Origin of the sequence: Rufibacter roseolus (assembly GCF_017916365.1) — a bacterium.
In the GTDB taxonomy this organism is placed as follows: Bacteria; Bacteroidota; Bacteroidia; order Cytophagales; family Hymenobacteraceae; genus Nibribacter; species Nibribacter roseolus.
On record NZ_JAFMSU010000001.1, the window covers coordinates 1,483,343 to 1,498,461 of the forward strand.

General features: G+C 54.0%; 9 protein-coding genes and 1 riboswitch. Of the genes, 7 read left to right on the forward strand and 2 right to left on the reverse strand.

The genetic code is table 11. From position 1 onward, the window contains the following. The first annotated feature begins 593 nt into the window (after nt 1–593). The 6 genes from J3P35_RS05920 to J3P35_RS05945 all read left to right on the forward strand — a co-directional run bounded on the left by J3P35_RS05920 (nt 594) and on the right by J3P35_RS05945 (nt 7,919). A complete protein-coding gene (locus J3P35_RS05920; protein ID WP_210463419.1) occupies nt 594–1,805 on the forward strand; it encodes a PQQ-dependent sugar dehydrogenase in 1,212 nt (403 codons plus the stop codon). 340 nt (nt 1,806–2,145) lie between these two features. Continuing rightward, the gene (locus tag J3P35_RS05925; RefSeq protein WP_210463420.1) at nt 2,146–2,637 is read left to right on the forward strand and encodes an ATP-dependent zinc protease family protein; all 492 of its coding nucleotides are present in this window, start codon (nt 2,146–2,148) and stop codon (nt 2,635–2,637) included. Then, nucleotides 2,634–3,569 (forward strand): 30S ribosomal protein S6--L-glutamate ligase, encoded by a 936-nt coding sequence (rimK, locus tag J3P35_RS05930; protein WP_210463421.1) that lies wholly within the window; start codon nt 2,634–2,636, stop codon nt 3,567–3,569. Before J3P35_RS05925 ends, rimK begins: the two co-directional genes overlap by 4 nt. Beyond that, nucleotides 3,547–4,485, forward strand: a complete 939-nt coding sequence (locus tag J3P35_RS05935) for a succinylglutamate desuccinylase/aspartoacylase family protein (RefSeq protein WP_210463422.1) — start codon at nt 3,547–3,549, stop codon at nt 4,483–4,485. The genes rimK and J3P35_RS05935 overlap by 23 nt, the downstream gene beginning before the upstream one ends. A gap of 107 nt (nt 4,486–4,592) precedes the next feature. Beyond that, nucleotides 4,593–6,965, forward strand: coding sequence for a TonB-dependent receptor (locus J3P35_RS05940; RefSeq protein WP_246849989.1), 2,373 nt, complete (start codon nt 4,593–4,595; stop codon nt 6,963–6,965). 6 nt (nt 6,966–6,971) lie between these two features. Further along, on the forward strand, nt 6,972–7,919 hold the full coding sequence (locus J3P35_RS05945) for a DUF4249 domain-containing protein (protein ID WP_210463423.1): 948 nt from the start codon (nt 6,972–6,974) through the stop codon (nt 7,917–7,919). A 173-nt stretch (nt 7,920–8,092) separates the two neighbouring features. On the opposite strand, the gene metF is transcribed toward J3P35_RS05945, so the two are convergent. Together metF and metH are read right to left on the reverse strand one after the other, a co-directional pair. Continuing rightward, nucleotides 8,093–9,046, reverse strand: coding sequence for a methylenetetrahydrofolate reductase [NAD(P)H] (metF, locus tag J3P35_RS05950; RefSeq protein ID WP_210463424.1), 954 nt, complete (start codon nt 9,044–9,046; stop codon nt 8,093–8,095). Between the two features lie 360 nt (nt 9,047–9,406). Next, the gene (gene metH / locus J3P35_RS05955; protein WP_210464112.1) at nt 9,407–13,096 is read right to left on the reverse strand and encodes a methionine synthase; all 3,690 of its coding nucleotides are present in this window, start codon (nt 13,094–13,096) and stop codon (nt 9,407–9,409) included. Nucleotides 13,097–13,176: 80 nt separating this feature from the next. Beyond that, nucleotides 13,177–13,284: riboswitch (SAM riboswitch) on the reverse strand. Between the two features lie 239 nt (nt 13,285–13,523). On the opposite strand from metH, the gene J3P35_RS05960 reads away from it, so the two are divergent. Next, nucleotides 13,524–14,567 (forward strand): alpha/beta hydrolase, encoded by a 1,044-nt coding sequence (locus J3P35_RS05960; protein WP_210463425.1) that lies wholly within the window; start codon nt 13,524–13,526, stop codon nt 14,565–14,567. The last annotated feature ends 552 nt before the right edge of the window (nt 14,568–15,119 follow it).

Consider the following 15,119-nt stretch of genomic DNA (forward strand, 5'->3'; position numbering starts at 1 on the left):
CGCCCTAGAGGTGTTTTTCCCTTAGGTGAGCCAATGGGATCTGCCTATCCGTTTTGGGCCTGAAATCAGGAAAATAACGTGGAAACAGCTTGGCAAAGTCCATTGGGCCTGCACCGGATAATAAGGAGAAAGAAATGAAACTATTCTTTCACTAAGGGCTGGAGTCGGCTTTTCAGGAGTACATGAAGTGTCTTAACTGTATCACGCTTCTGGTTGCCCGGGCAAGAAAAATGACGCCCCACAAGGTGTTTAAAAAGGGGCCCAGGAACTCATGGAAGTAAAAAGAAAGGATCATCAACTGGAAAAAGCAAGCGTGACCCAAGACTTTAAGGAGGATTTTTAATTTAAGGATATGCACTAGGGAAATATTGTAATTTTAAGATTTACTTAGGGGTAATCAATAGTAGCTTTATTGGTGAAATACTGTTTTGTAAATCTAGGAGTATGCTTAAATCTTGCGCTATCCCGTGTATATTAATTTTTTACAATATTGAAATTCATTAATATTGTAAAACTATATACCATTTAAGTTTAATTTTTTAATTGGAGTATTCGGGTATTACCGCTTGCTCTGCAAACCTGCTCTAAAAACTATGAAACAAAGCACTATCCTGAAGTGGGGTACTTGTTTACTGGTGGTTCTCTGCCAACTGGGATGCTCTTCCAACTCGGGCAAGCCCGATGCCCAGGAAGAAGGCGAGAGAACCTCTACCGCCGCTCAGGACACCGCCTCTGAGAACGTGACGGAACAGCCCGCCACTGATGCAGACCTGGCCAAAATCTCCTTGCCAGACGGCTTCCAGATCAGCTACTTCGCCCGTAATGTGGTGAATGCCCGCTCCATGGCCCTGGGCCCGGACGGAACGCTCTACGTGGGTTCCCGTGACAAAGGCAGCGTGTACGCCTTGCCAGACCGCAACAAAGACGGCAAAGCCGATGAGGTGATCACCATTGCCAGCGGCTTGAACATGCCCAACGGCGTGGCCCTGCGCAACGGCTCCTTGTTTGTGGCCGAGATCAGCCGCATTACGCGCTATGACAACATCGCCCAGAACCTGAAGAACCCGCCCAAACCGGCGGTGGTCTATGACAAATTCCCTACTGAGGAGCACCACGGCTGGAAATACATCGCCTTCGGGCCCGATGACAAACTGTACGTTCCGGTGGGCGCGCCCTGCAACATCTGCCTTAGAAAAGAACCGGTGTACGCCGCCATCAACCGCATGAACCCAGACGGCTCGGGCTTGGAGGTTTTCGCCAGCGGCGTGCGCAACACCGTGGGCTTTGACTGGCACCCTACCACCAAGGAACTCTGGTTCACCGACAACGGCCGTGACCTCATGGGCGACAACATGCCGCCAGATGAACTGAACCGCGCGCCTAAGAAAGGCATGCACTTCGGGTATCCGTTCTGCCACGCCGGTGAGACCCTGGACCCTGAGTTTGGTAAAGGGAAGAACTGCGCAGACTACACCGCGCCCGTGCAGAAGCTGAATCCGCACGGCGGTACCTTGGGCATGGAGTTCTACACCGGCAATATGTTCCCCGAGAACTACAAAAACCAGATCTTCATTGCCGAGCACGGCTCCTGGAACCGCACTGAGAAAATAGGTTACCGCCTGAGCCTCTACCGCACCGATGCCCAGGGCAAAGGCAGCTTTGTGCCTTTCGCGGCGGGTTGGCTGCAGGACGGCAAGGAGTGGGGCCGCCCGGTAGACGTGGAGGTGATGCCAGATGGTTCTCTGCTGGTTTCTGATGACATGAACGATGCCATTTACCGCATCACGTATAGCGGTAACAAATAAGCTGATTTCTGGCTTCTTTTTCTCATATTGGCCTAGAAACAGTATGTTCCATGCATGTAAGGCGCCAGATGATGAAAAAGAAGCCAGTACTTTTTTCGGTCGTGGGAATATTTCTTTTCGCTGCTTCTGCTTTTGTGTTTATAGAACACAGCAATGACCATAAGGAGTGCTCTACAGTTACCAGCACTACCACCAATCAGGCAGGAATTCAAGTCACAAGCACAAAGCACCTTTGCAGAGAGCAATTCAGTTTTTAGGTACGCATCTTAACCGAGTAACCAATGTCTGTTTCAGGCCTCTTTTTACAGAACAGGCTTAAAAACGGCTAAGTCCAGGAGGTATGAAGAAAGACAAACCTGTAAAAAGTATCATTGGCCGGCGCGAGATGGTGGATTTCCCCGACCTGGAGTTATTTGACATAGAAGCCAAGGTAGACACCGGCGCGTATACCTCTTCCATCCACTGCAACAACATTAGGGAGGTGGATTTGCCCAACGGGCAGCGGGCCATCCACTTTGAGCTTCTGGACGCCAACCATCCGGCCTATAACCACAAGGCTTTCCAGTTCACAGATTTTGACCTCCGGATTGTAAAAAGTTCGTTTGGCGATGTGCAGGAACGCTACGTTATCCGTACAAAGGTCCTCATTAACGGGCTGGAGGTAGAGACGGAGTTCTCGCTTTCAGACCGCAGCGACCTCAAGTACCCGGTGCTGCTGGGGCGTACGCTGCTCAGGCGCCGCTTTATTGTGGATGTCTCCAAAAAGTACCTGTCGCTCAAGGCCAAAAACAAGTCCAAAAAAAGTAACACACCCAAGAATTCCCCTTTATGAAAATAGCGATTCTCTCGCGCGACCCCAAATTATATTCCACCCGCCGGTTAGTGGAAGCCGCCCAGCAGCGGGGCCATGAGGTAGTAGTCCTGGACCACTTGCGCTGTGACCTGGTCATGGAGAAAGGTGACCCGCATATTCTCTACAAAGGCGAGTTGCTCACGGGCATAGATGCCATTATTCCCCGCATCGGGGCCTCGGTTACGTTCTACGGAACGGCCGTGGTACGCCAGTTTGAGATGATGAAGGTGAAAAGCGTAGTGGCTTCCCAGTCCATCCTGCGATCAAGAGACAAACTCCGCAGCCTCCAGATCATGGCCCGGGCGGGTCTGGGCATGCCCAAAACGGCTTTCACCAACTACTCCAAACAAGTAAAGGAACTCATCAAAGAGGTAGGCGGCGCGCCGCTGGTGATCAAACTGCTGGAAGGTACCCAAGGCCTGGGCGTGGTGCTAGCCGAGACCCAGAAAGCCGCCGAGTCGGTGATTGAGGCGTTCCACAACCTTAAGGCCCGCATTATTGTGCAGGAGTTTATTGCTGAGAGCAAAGGCGCCGACATAAGGGTGTTTGTGGTGAACGGCGAGGTAGTAGGGGCCATGAAGCGCCAAGGCAAGGAAGGCGAGTTCCGCTCTAACCTGCACCGCGGCGGCAGCGCCAGCCTTATCAAGCTTACGCGCGCCGAGAAAACCGCTGCCCTCATGGCTGCCAAGTCCCTGGGCCTGGACGTGGCCGGCGTAGACATGCTGCAGTCTTCTCGTGGGCCGCTGATCCTGGAGGTGAACTCCTCGCCGGGGCTGGAAGGCATTGAGAAGGCCACCCAGAAAGACATCGCGGGCAAGATCATTGAATACACAGAATTGCTGGTGAACAAAGGGAAAACTAAGAAGTCCAAACCCAAGAGTACCCCAGATGGCGGAGATGATCATCAATGATATTCCCATCTACCCGGGAGACAGCAAACTCATCCGGCTTAATGTTTCCCGGCTGCCCAGCGGCACGCAGATAGACATCCCTATCCACGTTTTCAGGTCCCAAGAACCCGGTCCGGTGCTGCTGCTCATGGCCGGCATGCACGGCGATGAGGTGAACGGCATTGAGTTGATCCGGCGAATGATCAGGAGAAACCTGCTGCATCCTTTGAAGGGCACGGTGCTGGCCATTCCTATCCTCAACATTTACGGGTTCCTGAACTTCTCGCGTGAGGTACCAGACGGAAAAGACGTGAACCGCAGCTTTCCGGGGAACGCTAAAGGTTCTCTGGCCAGCCGCGTGGCGGCGCGGTTCACCAAAGAAGTTCTGCCGCTCATTGATTACGGCATAGATTTCCACACCGGCGGCGCGAGCAAATCAAATTTCCCGCAGATCAGGTGTCGCCTGGAGGACGGTGAGAGTGATGCGCTGGCCAAAGCGTTTGGGGCGCCCTTCGTGCTGAACTCCAACTATCGGCCGGGCTCCCTCCGCAAAGAAGCCTCAAACCTGGGCAAGACCATCATTGTGTATGAGACCGGTGAGTCTCTGCGGTTCGATGAACAGGGCATTATCCTGGCCATGGAAGGAACCCAACGCGTCATGCACCACCTGGGCATGGCCGACAAATCAGTGCCAGCATCGCAGCCGCCCGTGGTCTGCCACCATACCACCTGGATTAGGGCACCCCGCGCCGGGCTTTTCCGCAGTTTTGTGAAAAACGGGCAAGAAGTGAGCCGGGGGCAGCAAATAGGCGCCGTTTCTGATCCGTACGGCGGAGCCACCCATCCCATCACCACGCCCGTGGCAGGCTATGTGGTAGGGCTAAACCATATGCCCGTGGTAAATCAGGGAGACGCCATTCTGCACATCGGCTATTAAGCTTTATTTTTATTTAGGGAGTGGGGGTAAATACGATATTGCCTGTCAATTACCTACCAGGTAGGTAAACATGCCTGCGATCTGTGTCTATCTCAACTCTTTTCTGAATGTCCTTTCATCTTCGGTTCCGGAGCCCTGCAAGTCGCAGCCTCCGGATGTTTGCTGCTTTGGTTTTTCTGTTGCTCCCGCTCACGGGTTTGGCCCAGAGACACACCATCAGCGGCTACGTGCGTGATGCCCAGACGGGCGAAAACCTCATTGGGGTAGCCATCCTCAACACCGTCACGGGGCAGGGCACTGCCACCAACGCTTACGGCTTCTACAGCCTTACCCTTCCCAAAGACTCTGTGAAACTGGTGCTTTCCTACGTGGGCTATGAGCGCAAGACGTTTTCGGCGTATTTAGACAAAGACGTGCAGCAAAACCTCCTGCTGACCCCGTTTGCCACGGCCCTGCAGGAGGTGGAGATTGTGAACACCCGCGAGGAAGACGTGCGCGAGAGCACCCGCATGAGTACCATCAACATGAGTGTGGCGCAGATAAAATCGGTGCCGGCTATGTTTGGCGAGGTGGACGTGCTCAAAACCCTGCAACTGCTGCCGGGCGTGCAGAGCGGGGGCGAGGGAAGCAGTGGCTTGTACGTACGCGGCGGCGGTCCGGACCAGAACCTCATCCTCCTGGACGGCGTGCCGGTGTACAATGCCTCGCACCTGTTCGGGTTTTTCTCAGTGTTTACCGCTGAGGCCCTCAACAACGTGGAATTGGTGAAAGGCGGCTTCCCGGCGCGCTACGGCGGTAGGCTGTCCAGTGTGCTGGACATCTCCATGAAAGAGGGCAACATGAACAAGGTGGACGGCGAAGGTTCCATCGGGCTCATCGCCTCGCGGCTGACTGTGGGCGGACCTTTGAAGAAAGATGTGGCTTCCTTTATCGTATCGGGCCGCCGAACCTACATTGACGTGTTGGCCCGCCCGTTCATGAACAAAGAAGAGGGCGTGGGAGGCTATTATTTCTATGACCTCAATGCCAAACTGAACTGGAAAGTAAGCGAGAAAGACCGCCTGTACCTGAGTGCCTACCGAGGCTACGACGAGTTTTACGCCGATATGGAACGCAGCGGCGCCGACAGGGAGAAAAGCACCGCCGGACTGGGCTGGGGAAACCTCACCTCGGCGTTCCGCTGGAACCGTGTCATCAACCAGCGCCTGTTCCTGAACACGCACCTCACCTACACCAAATACCAGTTTGATATCAGCAGTGAGGAAGAATCTACTTACCAGGGCGAAAGCTATGACTACAAACTCAAGTACTTGTCCAACATCCGGGACCTGAGCACCAAGCTGGACTTTGACTTTATCCCCAATCCCAACCATTACATCCGGTTTGGGACTCAGTACGTGCACCACCAGTTTCAGCCGGGCGCGCTGCAGGTACGGGACAATAACGGCGGCTCGGCCGAGGACCTGAACGTGAATACCCAGAAAACCAATGCGCAGGAAGTAGGGCTCTACCTGGAGGATGACTTTAAGCTTTCTGACCGGGTAAAGGTGAACGTGGGCGTGCGGGCCAACGGCTTTTGGGTTAACAAAGAGACCTATTCTTCCATTGAGCCGCGGGCTTCGGTTCGGTTCATCGCCACAGAGAAGCTGAGTTTGAAAGCGTCTTACACGCACATGACCCAGTTCATCCACCTGCTCACCAACAGCGGCATTGGGTTGCCCACCGATCTTTGGGTGCCGTCCACTGAGAAAGTGAAACCGCAGCGCTCGCGCCAGATCGCGCTGGGTGCTACCCGTACCATCGCCGGCGATAAGCTGGAAGTCAGCCTGGAGGGCTATTACAAAACCATGCGCAACCTCATTGAATACAAAGAAGGCGCGTCTTTCATTGGCATCTCCAACAGTTGGGACACCAAGGTGACTACCGGCAAAGGCTGGGCTTATGGTATGGAGCTTTTTCTGCACAAGAAGACCGGCCGCACCAACGGCTGGGTTGGTTACACGCTGGCCTGGTCTAACCGCCAGTTCCCGGATTTAAACCGAGGCAAGGAGTTCCCTTACCGCTATGACCGGCGTCATGATTTTGAGGTGGTGGTCATCCATCAGCTTAAACCCAACCTGTCTTTGTCGGCTACGTGGGTGTACGGCACCGGCAACGCGGTTACCTTGCCCGAGGCCGAATACGTGCTGGGCGAGGCCTGGGAAGGTGGCTACGGCGGAACCCAGACCTACAAGGACTACGGCGACCGCAACGGCTACCGCATGGCCTCTTACCATCGCGCCGATATCAGCCTTAGCCACACCAAGAAGAAACGCTGGGGCGAGGTGGTGAACAACATCAGTTTCTACAACGCCTATAACCGCAAGAACCCTTACTTCATTTACGTGCAGGCCGGCCGAAACGAAGGCGATCCGCCCCGGTTCAAGCAGATCAGCCTGTTCCCCATCTTACCTTCTATCAGCAAAACCTTTAAGTTCTAGTAGCGCATGTTAGCTCCCGTTTTTACCCTTTTTTCTGGAAACCGACCTAAAAACACCCGTCCGCTGGGTTGGGTTATGCGCTGCCTTCTGCTGGCTGGAATAGTATCTGGCTGTGAGCAGGACGTGGATATTGACGTGCCCGGGCATACCCCCAAGCTGGCGGTGCAGTACAACCTCAACACCGAGGCCCCCAAGCAGAACATGTACATCGGGCGAAGCCAATCTGTGCTGGCCAGCGACGATCTCTGGCGGAGCGGCTTGGTGAAAAATGCCTCCATCACCATCACCGACGGCAACGGTACCCTGCGGCAGGGCTTTGTATTCGTGCCCCTGGAGTACAATCATGAAATAGGCAACTACAAGCCTACGAACGAGTTTACGCCTGTGCCGGGCCAGCAATACAGCCTTACCGTAAGCGCTCCGGGTTTTGAGACGATTGAAGGAAAACTCACCATGCCCACCGAGGTGCCCGTGGCATCGGCCTCGTTCGTGCCCGATACCAAGAACGATGGATATAATTTCAATGGGCTGCTTCGCGTCCAGTTCAACGACCTGGCAGGCCAGCAGGACTATTACCGCCTGCATGTGCGGCTGGTAGATGAAACAGGCCAGCCCGTAGGCAACCTCTATTCCAGGGACGACAACGATGACATCTTCGGGGAGGAAGTGGAGAAGATAAAGCTGTCTACGGTCTTTGACGACGGCTGGGCAAAACAGGGCGTCATCACTTTCTCAGACAAAGTGGGTGCTTACGTTGGAAGCGGCTTGGCGCCCAAGTACATTGAGATCACGCTGCAGCACCTTACCTCAGACCTGTACCTGTACGAGCGCTCCAAAAACAACTACCAGGAAGACAACCCCTTCGCAGAGCCGCTGAACCTGCACAGCAACATCCGGAACGGCTACGGCAACTTCGGAGGCATCACCGCCACCAAATACCGGATTCCGCTGTAAGTTTTCCCAGCGGTTGGTTTCTGTTTCAGAAGCGTTTTTGCTAAAGCCGTCCGGAAACGTGAGCCACCGCAGCCTTGGTTAAAGGTGATACAAAAAACAGAAGGTCCATTTACCCAGGTAAATGGACCTTCTGTTTTTTGTATCTGTTTTGTGAAAATAAGCCGCTAAATTGCCTAGAAAATGGCCTTGGCTACCGCCACTGTGGCGTCTGATTTACTCATGGTGTAGAAGTGCAGGCATGGTACCCCGAATTCCATCAACTCTTTGCACTGCTGGATGGTCCATTCAATGCCCACCTGCTTCACGTCTTTGGGATTGGTGCAGGCTTCCACGGCGTTCACCAGGTCCTCGGGCAGGTCAATGTTGAAGTAGCGCGGCAGCACGTTGAGCTGGTTTCTGGTGGTGAGCGTTTTCAGGCCCGGGATGATGGGAACTGTGATACCGGCGGCGCGACAGGACTTCACGAAATCAAAAAAGCACCGGTTGTCAAAGAACATCTGCGTGATGATATAGTCAGCGCCCAGGTCTACTTTCTGTTTCAGGTAACGCAGGTCGGTAGCCAGGTTGGGGGCCTCCATGTGTTTCTCAGGGTAACCCGCCACCCCGATGCAGAAATCCGTAGGCACGGGGTTTTCCATCTCCTCGTCCAGGTAGTGGCCGTGGTTCAGCTGCACTACTTGCTTGATGAGGTCAGAGGCGTAGGCGTGCCCGTCTTTGTGCGGCCGGAAACCGGGCTCGGTCTTCACCGCATCGCCGCGCAGCAACAGCACGTTGTCAATGCCCAGGAAGTTAAGATCCATCAAGGCGTTCTCGGTCTCTTCCCGGCTAAAGCCCCCGCAAATGATGTGCGGTACGGCATCCACGTGGTACTTGTTCATGATCGCCGAACAGATACCTACCGTACCCGGCCGCTTTCTGATGGTGATTTTCTCCAGCAACCCGTTCTCGCGCTCCTTGAACACGTACTCCTCGCGGTGGTAGGTCACGTTGATGAACGGCGGCTTGAACTCCATCAAAGGGTCAATGCCCTGGTAAATAGACTGAATGCTGGTGCCCTTCACCGGCGGCAGAATCTCAAAAGAGAACAGGGTATTGGTGGCGTTCTGTAAATGCTCAGTAACTTTCATTGAAGTTAGGTATGTCTTAGGCCAAGGCCTTTCTTATTGCTTTTGTTTCCGCTCTCTTGTTTTTGGAGAAAGCAGGGTGTTTTTAGGCAAATTGCCCCGATGGTTTTATATCTTACTTCCTTTTGCTTTCTCGTTCTCCTCATTTGTCATCCTGAAAGGATCTTGTGAGCGAGCTGTAGCAACGCTTCTACAACGCTTTTCTAGTTCGTCCACAAGTTCCTTTCAGGATGACAGTAGGGAACCAAGATGACAGTAGAGAGGGAGTGTCATCCCAAAGAGAGCCTTTTTATACTTCCTCTTTTAGAAGGGATTTCCTGTTTCAGAGCCATTCTCACTAAACCAACCCCGAAACAGAAAACGCTAGTAATTCAAATTAGGCGACAGCCAGCGCTCGGTTTCCTCCACGCTCATGCCTTTGCGCTGCGCGTAATCCGTTACCTGGTCTTTCTCAATCTTGCCCAGCCCGAAGTACCGTGACTGTTTGTGCGCGAAGTACATTCCTGAAACGGCTGCGGTTGGATACATGGCCAGGCTCTCGGTTAAGGTGATGCCGGTGTGCTTCTCCACATCCAGTAACTGGAACAGTGTTGTTTTCTCGGTATGGTCCGGACAGGCCGGATAACCGGGCGCCGGACGGATGCCCTGGTATTTTTCTTTGATGAGGTCTTCATTGGTGAGGCTTTCCTCCGGCTCGTAGGCCCAAATCTCTTTCCGGACAATCTCGTGCAGTTTCTCGGCGAAGGCTTCGGCCAAACGGTCAGCCAGGGCTTTGGCCATGATGCTGTGGTAATCGTCATGGTCAGCTTCAAACTGTTGCACCAGCTCGTCCAGGCCAATACCAGCGGTTACCGCGAAGCCGCCGGTGTAATCTTGAAGGCCCGTTTCTTTGGGTGCCACGAAATCAGCCAGGGCTAAGTTAGGTACGTTCGGGCCTTTCTGGCCTTGCTGGCGAAGGGTGCGGAAGTGCGTTAACACTTGGGTGCGCTGTTCATCCGTGTAGATTTCCACGTCATCGTCGCCTACAGAGTTAGCCGGGAACAAGCCGGCCACGCCGTTGGCGGTGAGCAGTTTCTCGTCCACAATGCGCTTGAGCAGGACTTGGGCATCGGCGTACAGTTTGGTAGCTGCTTCGCCTACTACGGCGTCTTCCAGCAGTTTCGGGAATTTACCGTGCAGTTCCCAGGCCTGGAAGAACGGCGTCCAGTCTATGTACGGTACCAGTTCCTCCAGCGGGAAGTTCTGGAACACCTGCACGCCGGTTTTGGCCGGGGTATACACGTCCTCGGCTTTCCAGTCAACAGGTAGTTTGTTCGCGCGCGCTTGCGGCAGCGGCAAGTATTTCTTGTCTTTCTGACGGCTCAGGTAACCTTCCCGCATCTGGTCGTACTCCAGACGGGTTTCCTGGGCGAATTTTTCTTTATTATCGGGGCTCAGCAGGTTGCCTACTACGGGCACGCTGCGCGAGGCATCCAAGACGTGCACCACGGTGCCGTTGTAGGCCGGCGCCACTTTCACGGCGGTATGCGCGCGCGAAGTAGTGGCTCCGCCAATCAGCAAGGGAACGTTGAAATTCTGTCGCTGCATTTCGCGGGCTACGTGCACCATCTCGTCCAGGGACGGGGTAATCAAACCGCTGAGTCCGATCACGTCCACGTTGTGTTCACGGGCGGCATCCAGGATTTTATCGGCGGGCGTCATCACGCCCAAATCAATCACCTCGTAGTTGTTACAGGCCAGTACCACGCCCACAATGTTTTTCCCGATGTCATGCACGTCGCCTTTCACCGTCGCCATCAGGATTTTTCCGTTGGTCTGGCGGGTAGAAGTGTCTCCGTTGGCGGCAGCGCGTACCTTCTCTTCTTCAATATAAGGCAGCAAATAGGCTACCGCTTTTTTCATCACGCGGGCGCTTTTCACCACCTGCGGAAGGAACATTTTGCCTTCCTGGAACAGGTCACCTACCACGTTCATGCCGTCCATGAGCGGACCTTCAATCACTTCCAGCGGTTTCTGGTACAGGTGGCGGGCTTCCTCCACGTCCTGGTCAATGTATTCTACCAGTCCTTTCACCAACGCGTGCGTTAAACGCTGCTGCACCGGCTCGTTGCGCCAGGCCTCGTCCCGCACCACTTCCTTGCCTTTGTTTTTCACCGTCTCGGCGAATTCCACCAGGCGCTCGGTAGCATCCGGTCTTCTGTTCAACAGCACGTCCTCCACACGCTCCAGCAGGTCCTTCGGGATTTCCTCGTAGACTTCCAGCATGCCCGCGTTCACGATGCCCATGTCCAGACCGGCTTTGATGGCGTGGTACAGGAACACAGAGTGCATGGCCTCGCGCACGGGGTCATTGCCCCGGAACGAGAAGGAAATATTGCTCACCCCGCCGCTCACTTTGGCACCCGGCAGGTTCTGCTTGATCCAGCGGGTGGCGTTGATGAAGTCTACGGCGTAGTTGTTGTGCTCCTCCATGCCCGTGGCCACGGTGAGGATGTTGGGGTCAAAGATGATGTCCTCAGCGGGGAAACCCACTTCTTTGGTTAATATGTTGTAAGCGCGTTCGCAGATCTGGATACGACGCTCGTAGTTATCGGCCTGGCCTTCTTCATCAAACGCCATTACCACCACGGCAGCACCGTAGCTGCGCACTTTGCGGGCATGCTCTTTGAACACCGCTTCGCCTTCTTTTAAGCTGATGGAGTTCACGATGGCTTTCCCCTGCACGCATTTCAGACCGGCCTCAATCACGCTCCATTTAGAGGAGTCAATCATGATAGGCACACGGGCGATGTCTGGCTCAGAGGCAATCAGGTTCAGGAACAAAGTCATAGCCGCCTCAGAGTCCAGCATGCCTTCGTCCATGTTCACGTCAATGATCTGAGCACCGTTCTCCACCTGCTGGCGGGCAATGGCCAGGGCTTCCTCGTACTGCTCGTTCAGAATCAGACGCTTGAATTGCTTGGAGCCGGTTATGTTGGTGCGCTCGCCAATGTTGATGAAGTTAGAGCCTTCAAACACCGTGAGTGGCTCCAGACCTGAATAGGTAGGAACAGCCGGTAATTGCGGTAACGGACGAGGTGGGTATTGCTTCGCAATCTCGGCGATGGCTTTGATGTGCGGCGGCGTAGTTCCGCAGCAACCACCCACGATGTTCACGAAGTTGTTATCCAGGAAGTCTTTGATGTGCTGGCCCATCTGCTCCGGTGTCTCGTCGTACGCCCCGAAGGCGTTGGGCAGACCAGCATTGGGGTAGGCGCTGATGTGGAATTTAGACGCCTTGCTCAAAGACTGCAAGTGCGGGCGCAGCTGCTTCGCCCCGAGGGCGCAGTTAAAGCCCACGCTCAACAACGGCATGTGCGACACGGAGTACAGGAACGCTTCTACGGTCTGGCCAGATAAAGTACGTCCGCTGGCATCGGTGATGGTGCCGGATACCATTAAAGGCAAACGCTTGCCGGTTTGCTGGCTGTATTGGTCAATGGCGAACAGCGCCGCCTTGGCATTCAACGTGTCAAAGATGGTTTCCACCAACAACAGATCCACGCCTCCGTCTACCAGGCCGCGTACCTGCTCGGTGTAGGCTTCTACGAGCTCATCATACGTGATAGCCCTGAAACCTGGGTTGTTCACGTCTGGCGACAAAGAAGCGGTACGGTTGGTGGGCCCGATGGCTCCGGCCACGAAACGTGGTTTCTCCGGGGTTCTGGCGGTCCACTCCTCGGCGGCTTCGCGGGCGATGCGCGCTGATTCATAGTTCAGCTCGTACACCAGGTCCTGCATGTCGTAATCGGCCATGGCAATGGAGGTGCCGCTGAAGGTGTTGGTCTCGGCAATATCAGCGCCGGCCTCAAAATAGAGGCTATGTATTTCCTTGATGATGTGGGGCTGGGTGAGGGAGAGCAAATCGTTGTTGCCCTTCACGTCCAGGTGGTAGTCTTTGAAACGCTCTCCGCGGTAATCGGCCTCTTGGAGGTTGTACCGCTGGATCATGGTGCCCATGGCGCCGTCTAAGACTAATATTCGCTTCTTTACTTCTTCCTCAATGCGGGTCATCTTGTGCAAACCTAAAGGGTTAGTTGCGGCTCAAGAAAGGGCAGAGGAAAGTGGCGGGCGCAGGTGCGTAGGAGTTCCGTCACTTATCTCCCCCGGCGCGTAGGTGCAGCGGGTAGGAAGTAGCACCCAACTGAATTGGGTTGCTAAGACATCACAGGGCCTAATCCCTCCGTCTTTCTTGATAAGCATTAGCAAAGATACGGGCTGCGGTTGGATTCTGCAAACGCCTTGAAACCCAGCCAACATCCCCTGTTTACCTTTTTGCGGTAACGATTTTTACAGACCCGCGGATTGGTGCCGTATACCTGCGGCGTTGAGGCAAGTTTTACGTAAACTATTGAGAACCAACTAAGGAAGCATGGCTGGCTTCCCATCTCAGAAATGCGTTACAAAACTTAACTATCTGCAGCTTGCTGATACCTCAACCATGAAACGGAATGTATGCAGCCGCCCCTTTGTCTTGACTGTACTTTTCTGCCTTAGTTTTCTGGGATGCCATAAATCTGGGGAGAATGCGCGTGACAGCCAGCACAAACAGGAAGTAGCCTCCAACCCAATTGATTTGGGGGAATTTACTTCTAAGACCACCAGAAAGGAAAAGCGGATTGACATGACGCAGTTCAAAAAGACCGCGCTGGATATTCCGTATGCGGGAACCCAGAACCCCAGGCAGACGCTGGACATTATCTATCCCAGCCGGGGAGTGGCGCCTTACAAAACCATTGTGCTGTTCCACGGGGGCGGCTGGATGGCCGGAGACAAACGGTCAGAAGCAGTAGCACCCGTTTTCCAGGCTACTGACCAAGGGTACGCGGTTGTATCAGTGAATTACCGGTTGTCTGATGAAGTGAAATGGCCCAAGCCCTTGCACGATGCCAAAGCCGCCATTAGGTTCCTCAGGGCCAACGCCGGCAAGTACCAGTTAGATGCGAAGAACCTGGTGGTGTGGGGTGCCTCGGCAGGAGGCCATATCGCCGAGATGCTGGCCGCCACCAATCACAAGCCCTCTTTTGAAGATTTGACTATGGGCAGCAAAGACAGTTCCAGCGCAGTACAAGGCGTTGTAAGCTGGTGCGCGGTGCACGATGTGAGCGCCCTCACTGATGCCGGAACCCCGCCCGCAAACAAAATCATGGGCTTTGACGTGCGCACCAACCGAACCAAAACCCACAATGCCAACCCCATTGAATTAGTAACCCCCAGGTTCCCGCCCATTCTCCTGGTGCACGGCACCGGCGACCAGGTAGTGCCTTACCAGCAGTCGGTGGACATGCAGAGAAAGGTGAACGAGGTTACGCGTAAACCCACAGCCCGGCTCATCACCTTTGAAGGCGCCATTCACGGGGACCCCGTCATTAAGACCAACCGCAACGTACACGAAAACCTTGATTTTGTAGACCGCATTCTATATCCAGAAGGCCGGAATCCTTACCGTCACGCAGGCCATCTGGAAATAAAGCTGCTGGAGTAGCCTGCAGAGGAATGAAGTCCACGGGTGAACAAATCCCAAAATCACGTTATAGTAATCCCCTTACTTAGAGGGGCAGGGGTGGATGTTCTTTTTGCCGAAGCCACATTCGTTACAAGTCTGGAAAACCATTTTAGCCATGTTTCCCGGAAAACAGTCCCAAAACACAAAGTATCAAAAATGGGAACCTTTCATTCTATATTTTTTTCTGTTCCAAGGCAGTAGCATGAGGAGCTTAATCTCAAGCCATTTCCTGAGGTTATCACCTCACTGAAGTTGAAAACTTCAGCCTATGGTAGGTCCAAGTTTAAAACTTGAACCAGAGACTTTGGAGAAAGAAATTGAAGAAAGAACTACAGGCAGAAAATTCCCCTCCTGAGAGGGGTAGGGTTAGGTTTGTTTCAAGAATTCAAAGGCGCTACTTGAATGCCGGAATGTGCAAGGCCATAATCGGCAACGTTTCAGGCCTGTTCTACCAAAATTGGCCCGGAAACGGAAAAGCCGGAAATAGAAAAAGCCTGCACGAGGCAGGCTTTTCAAGTAGGTTCGGGGAAG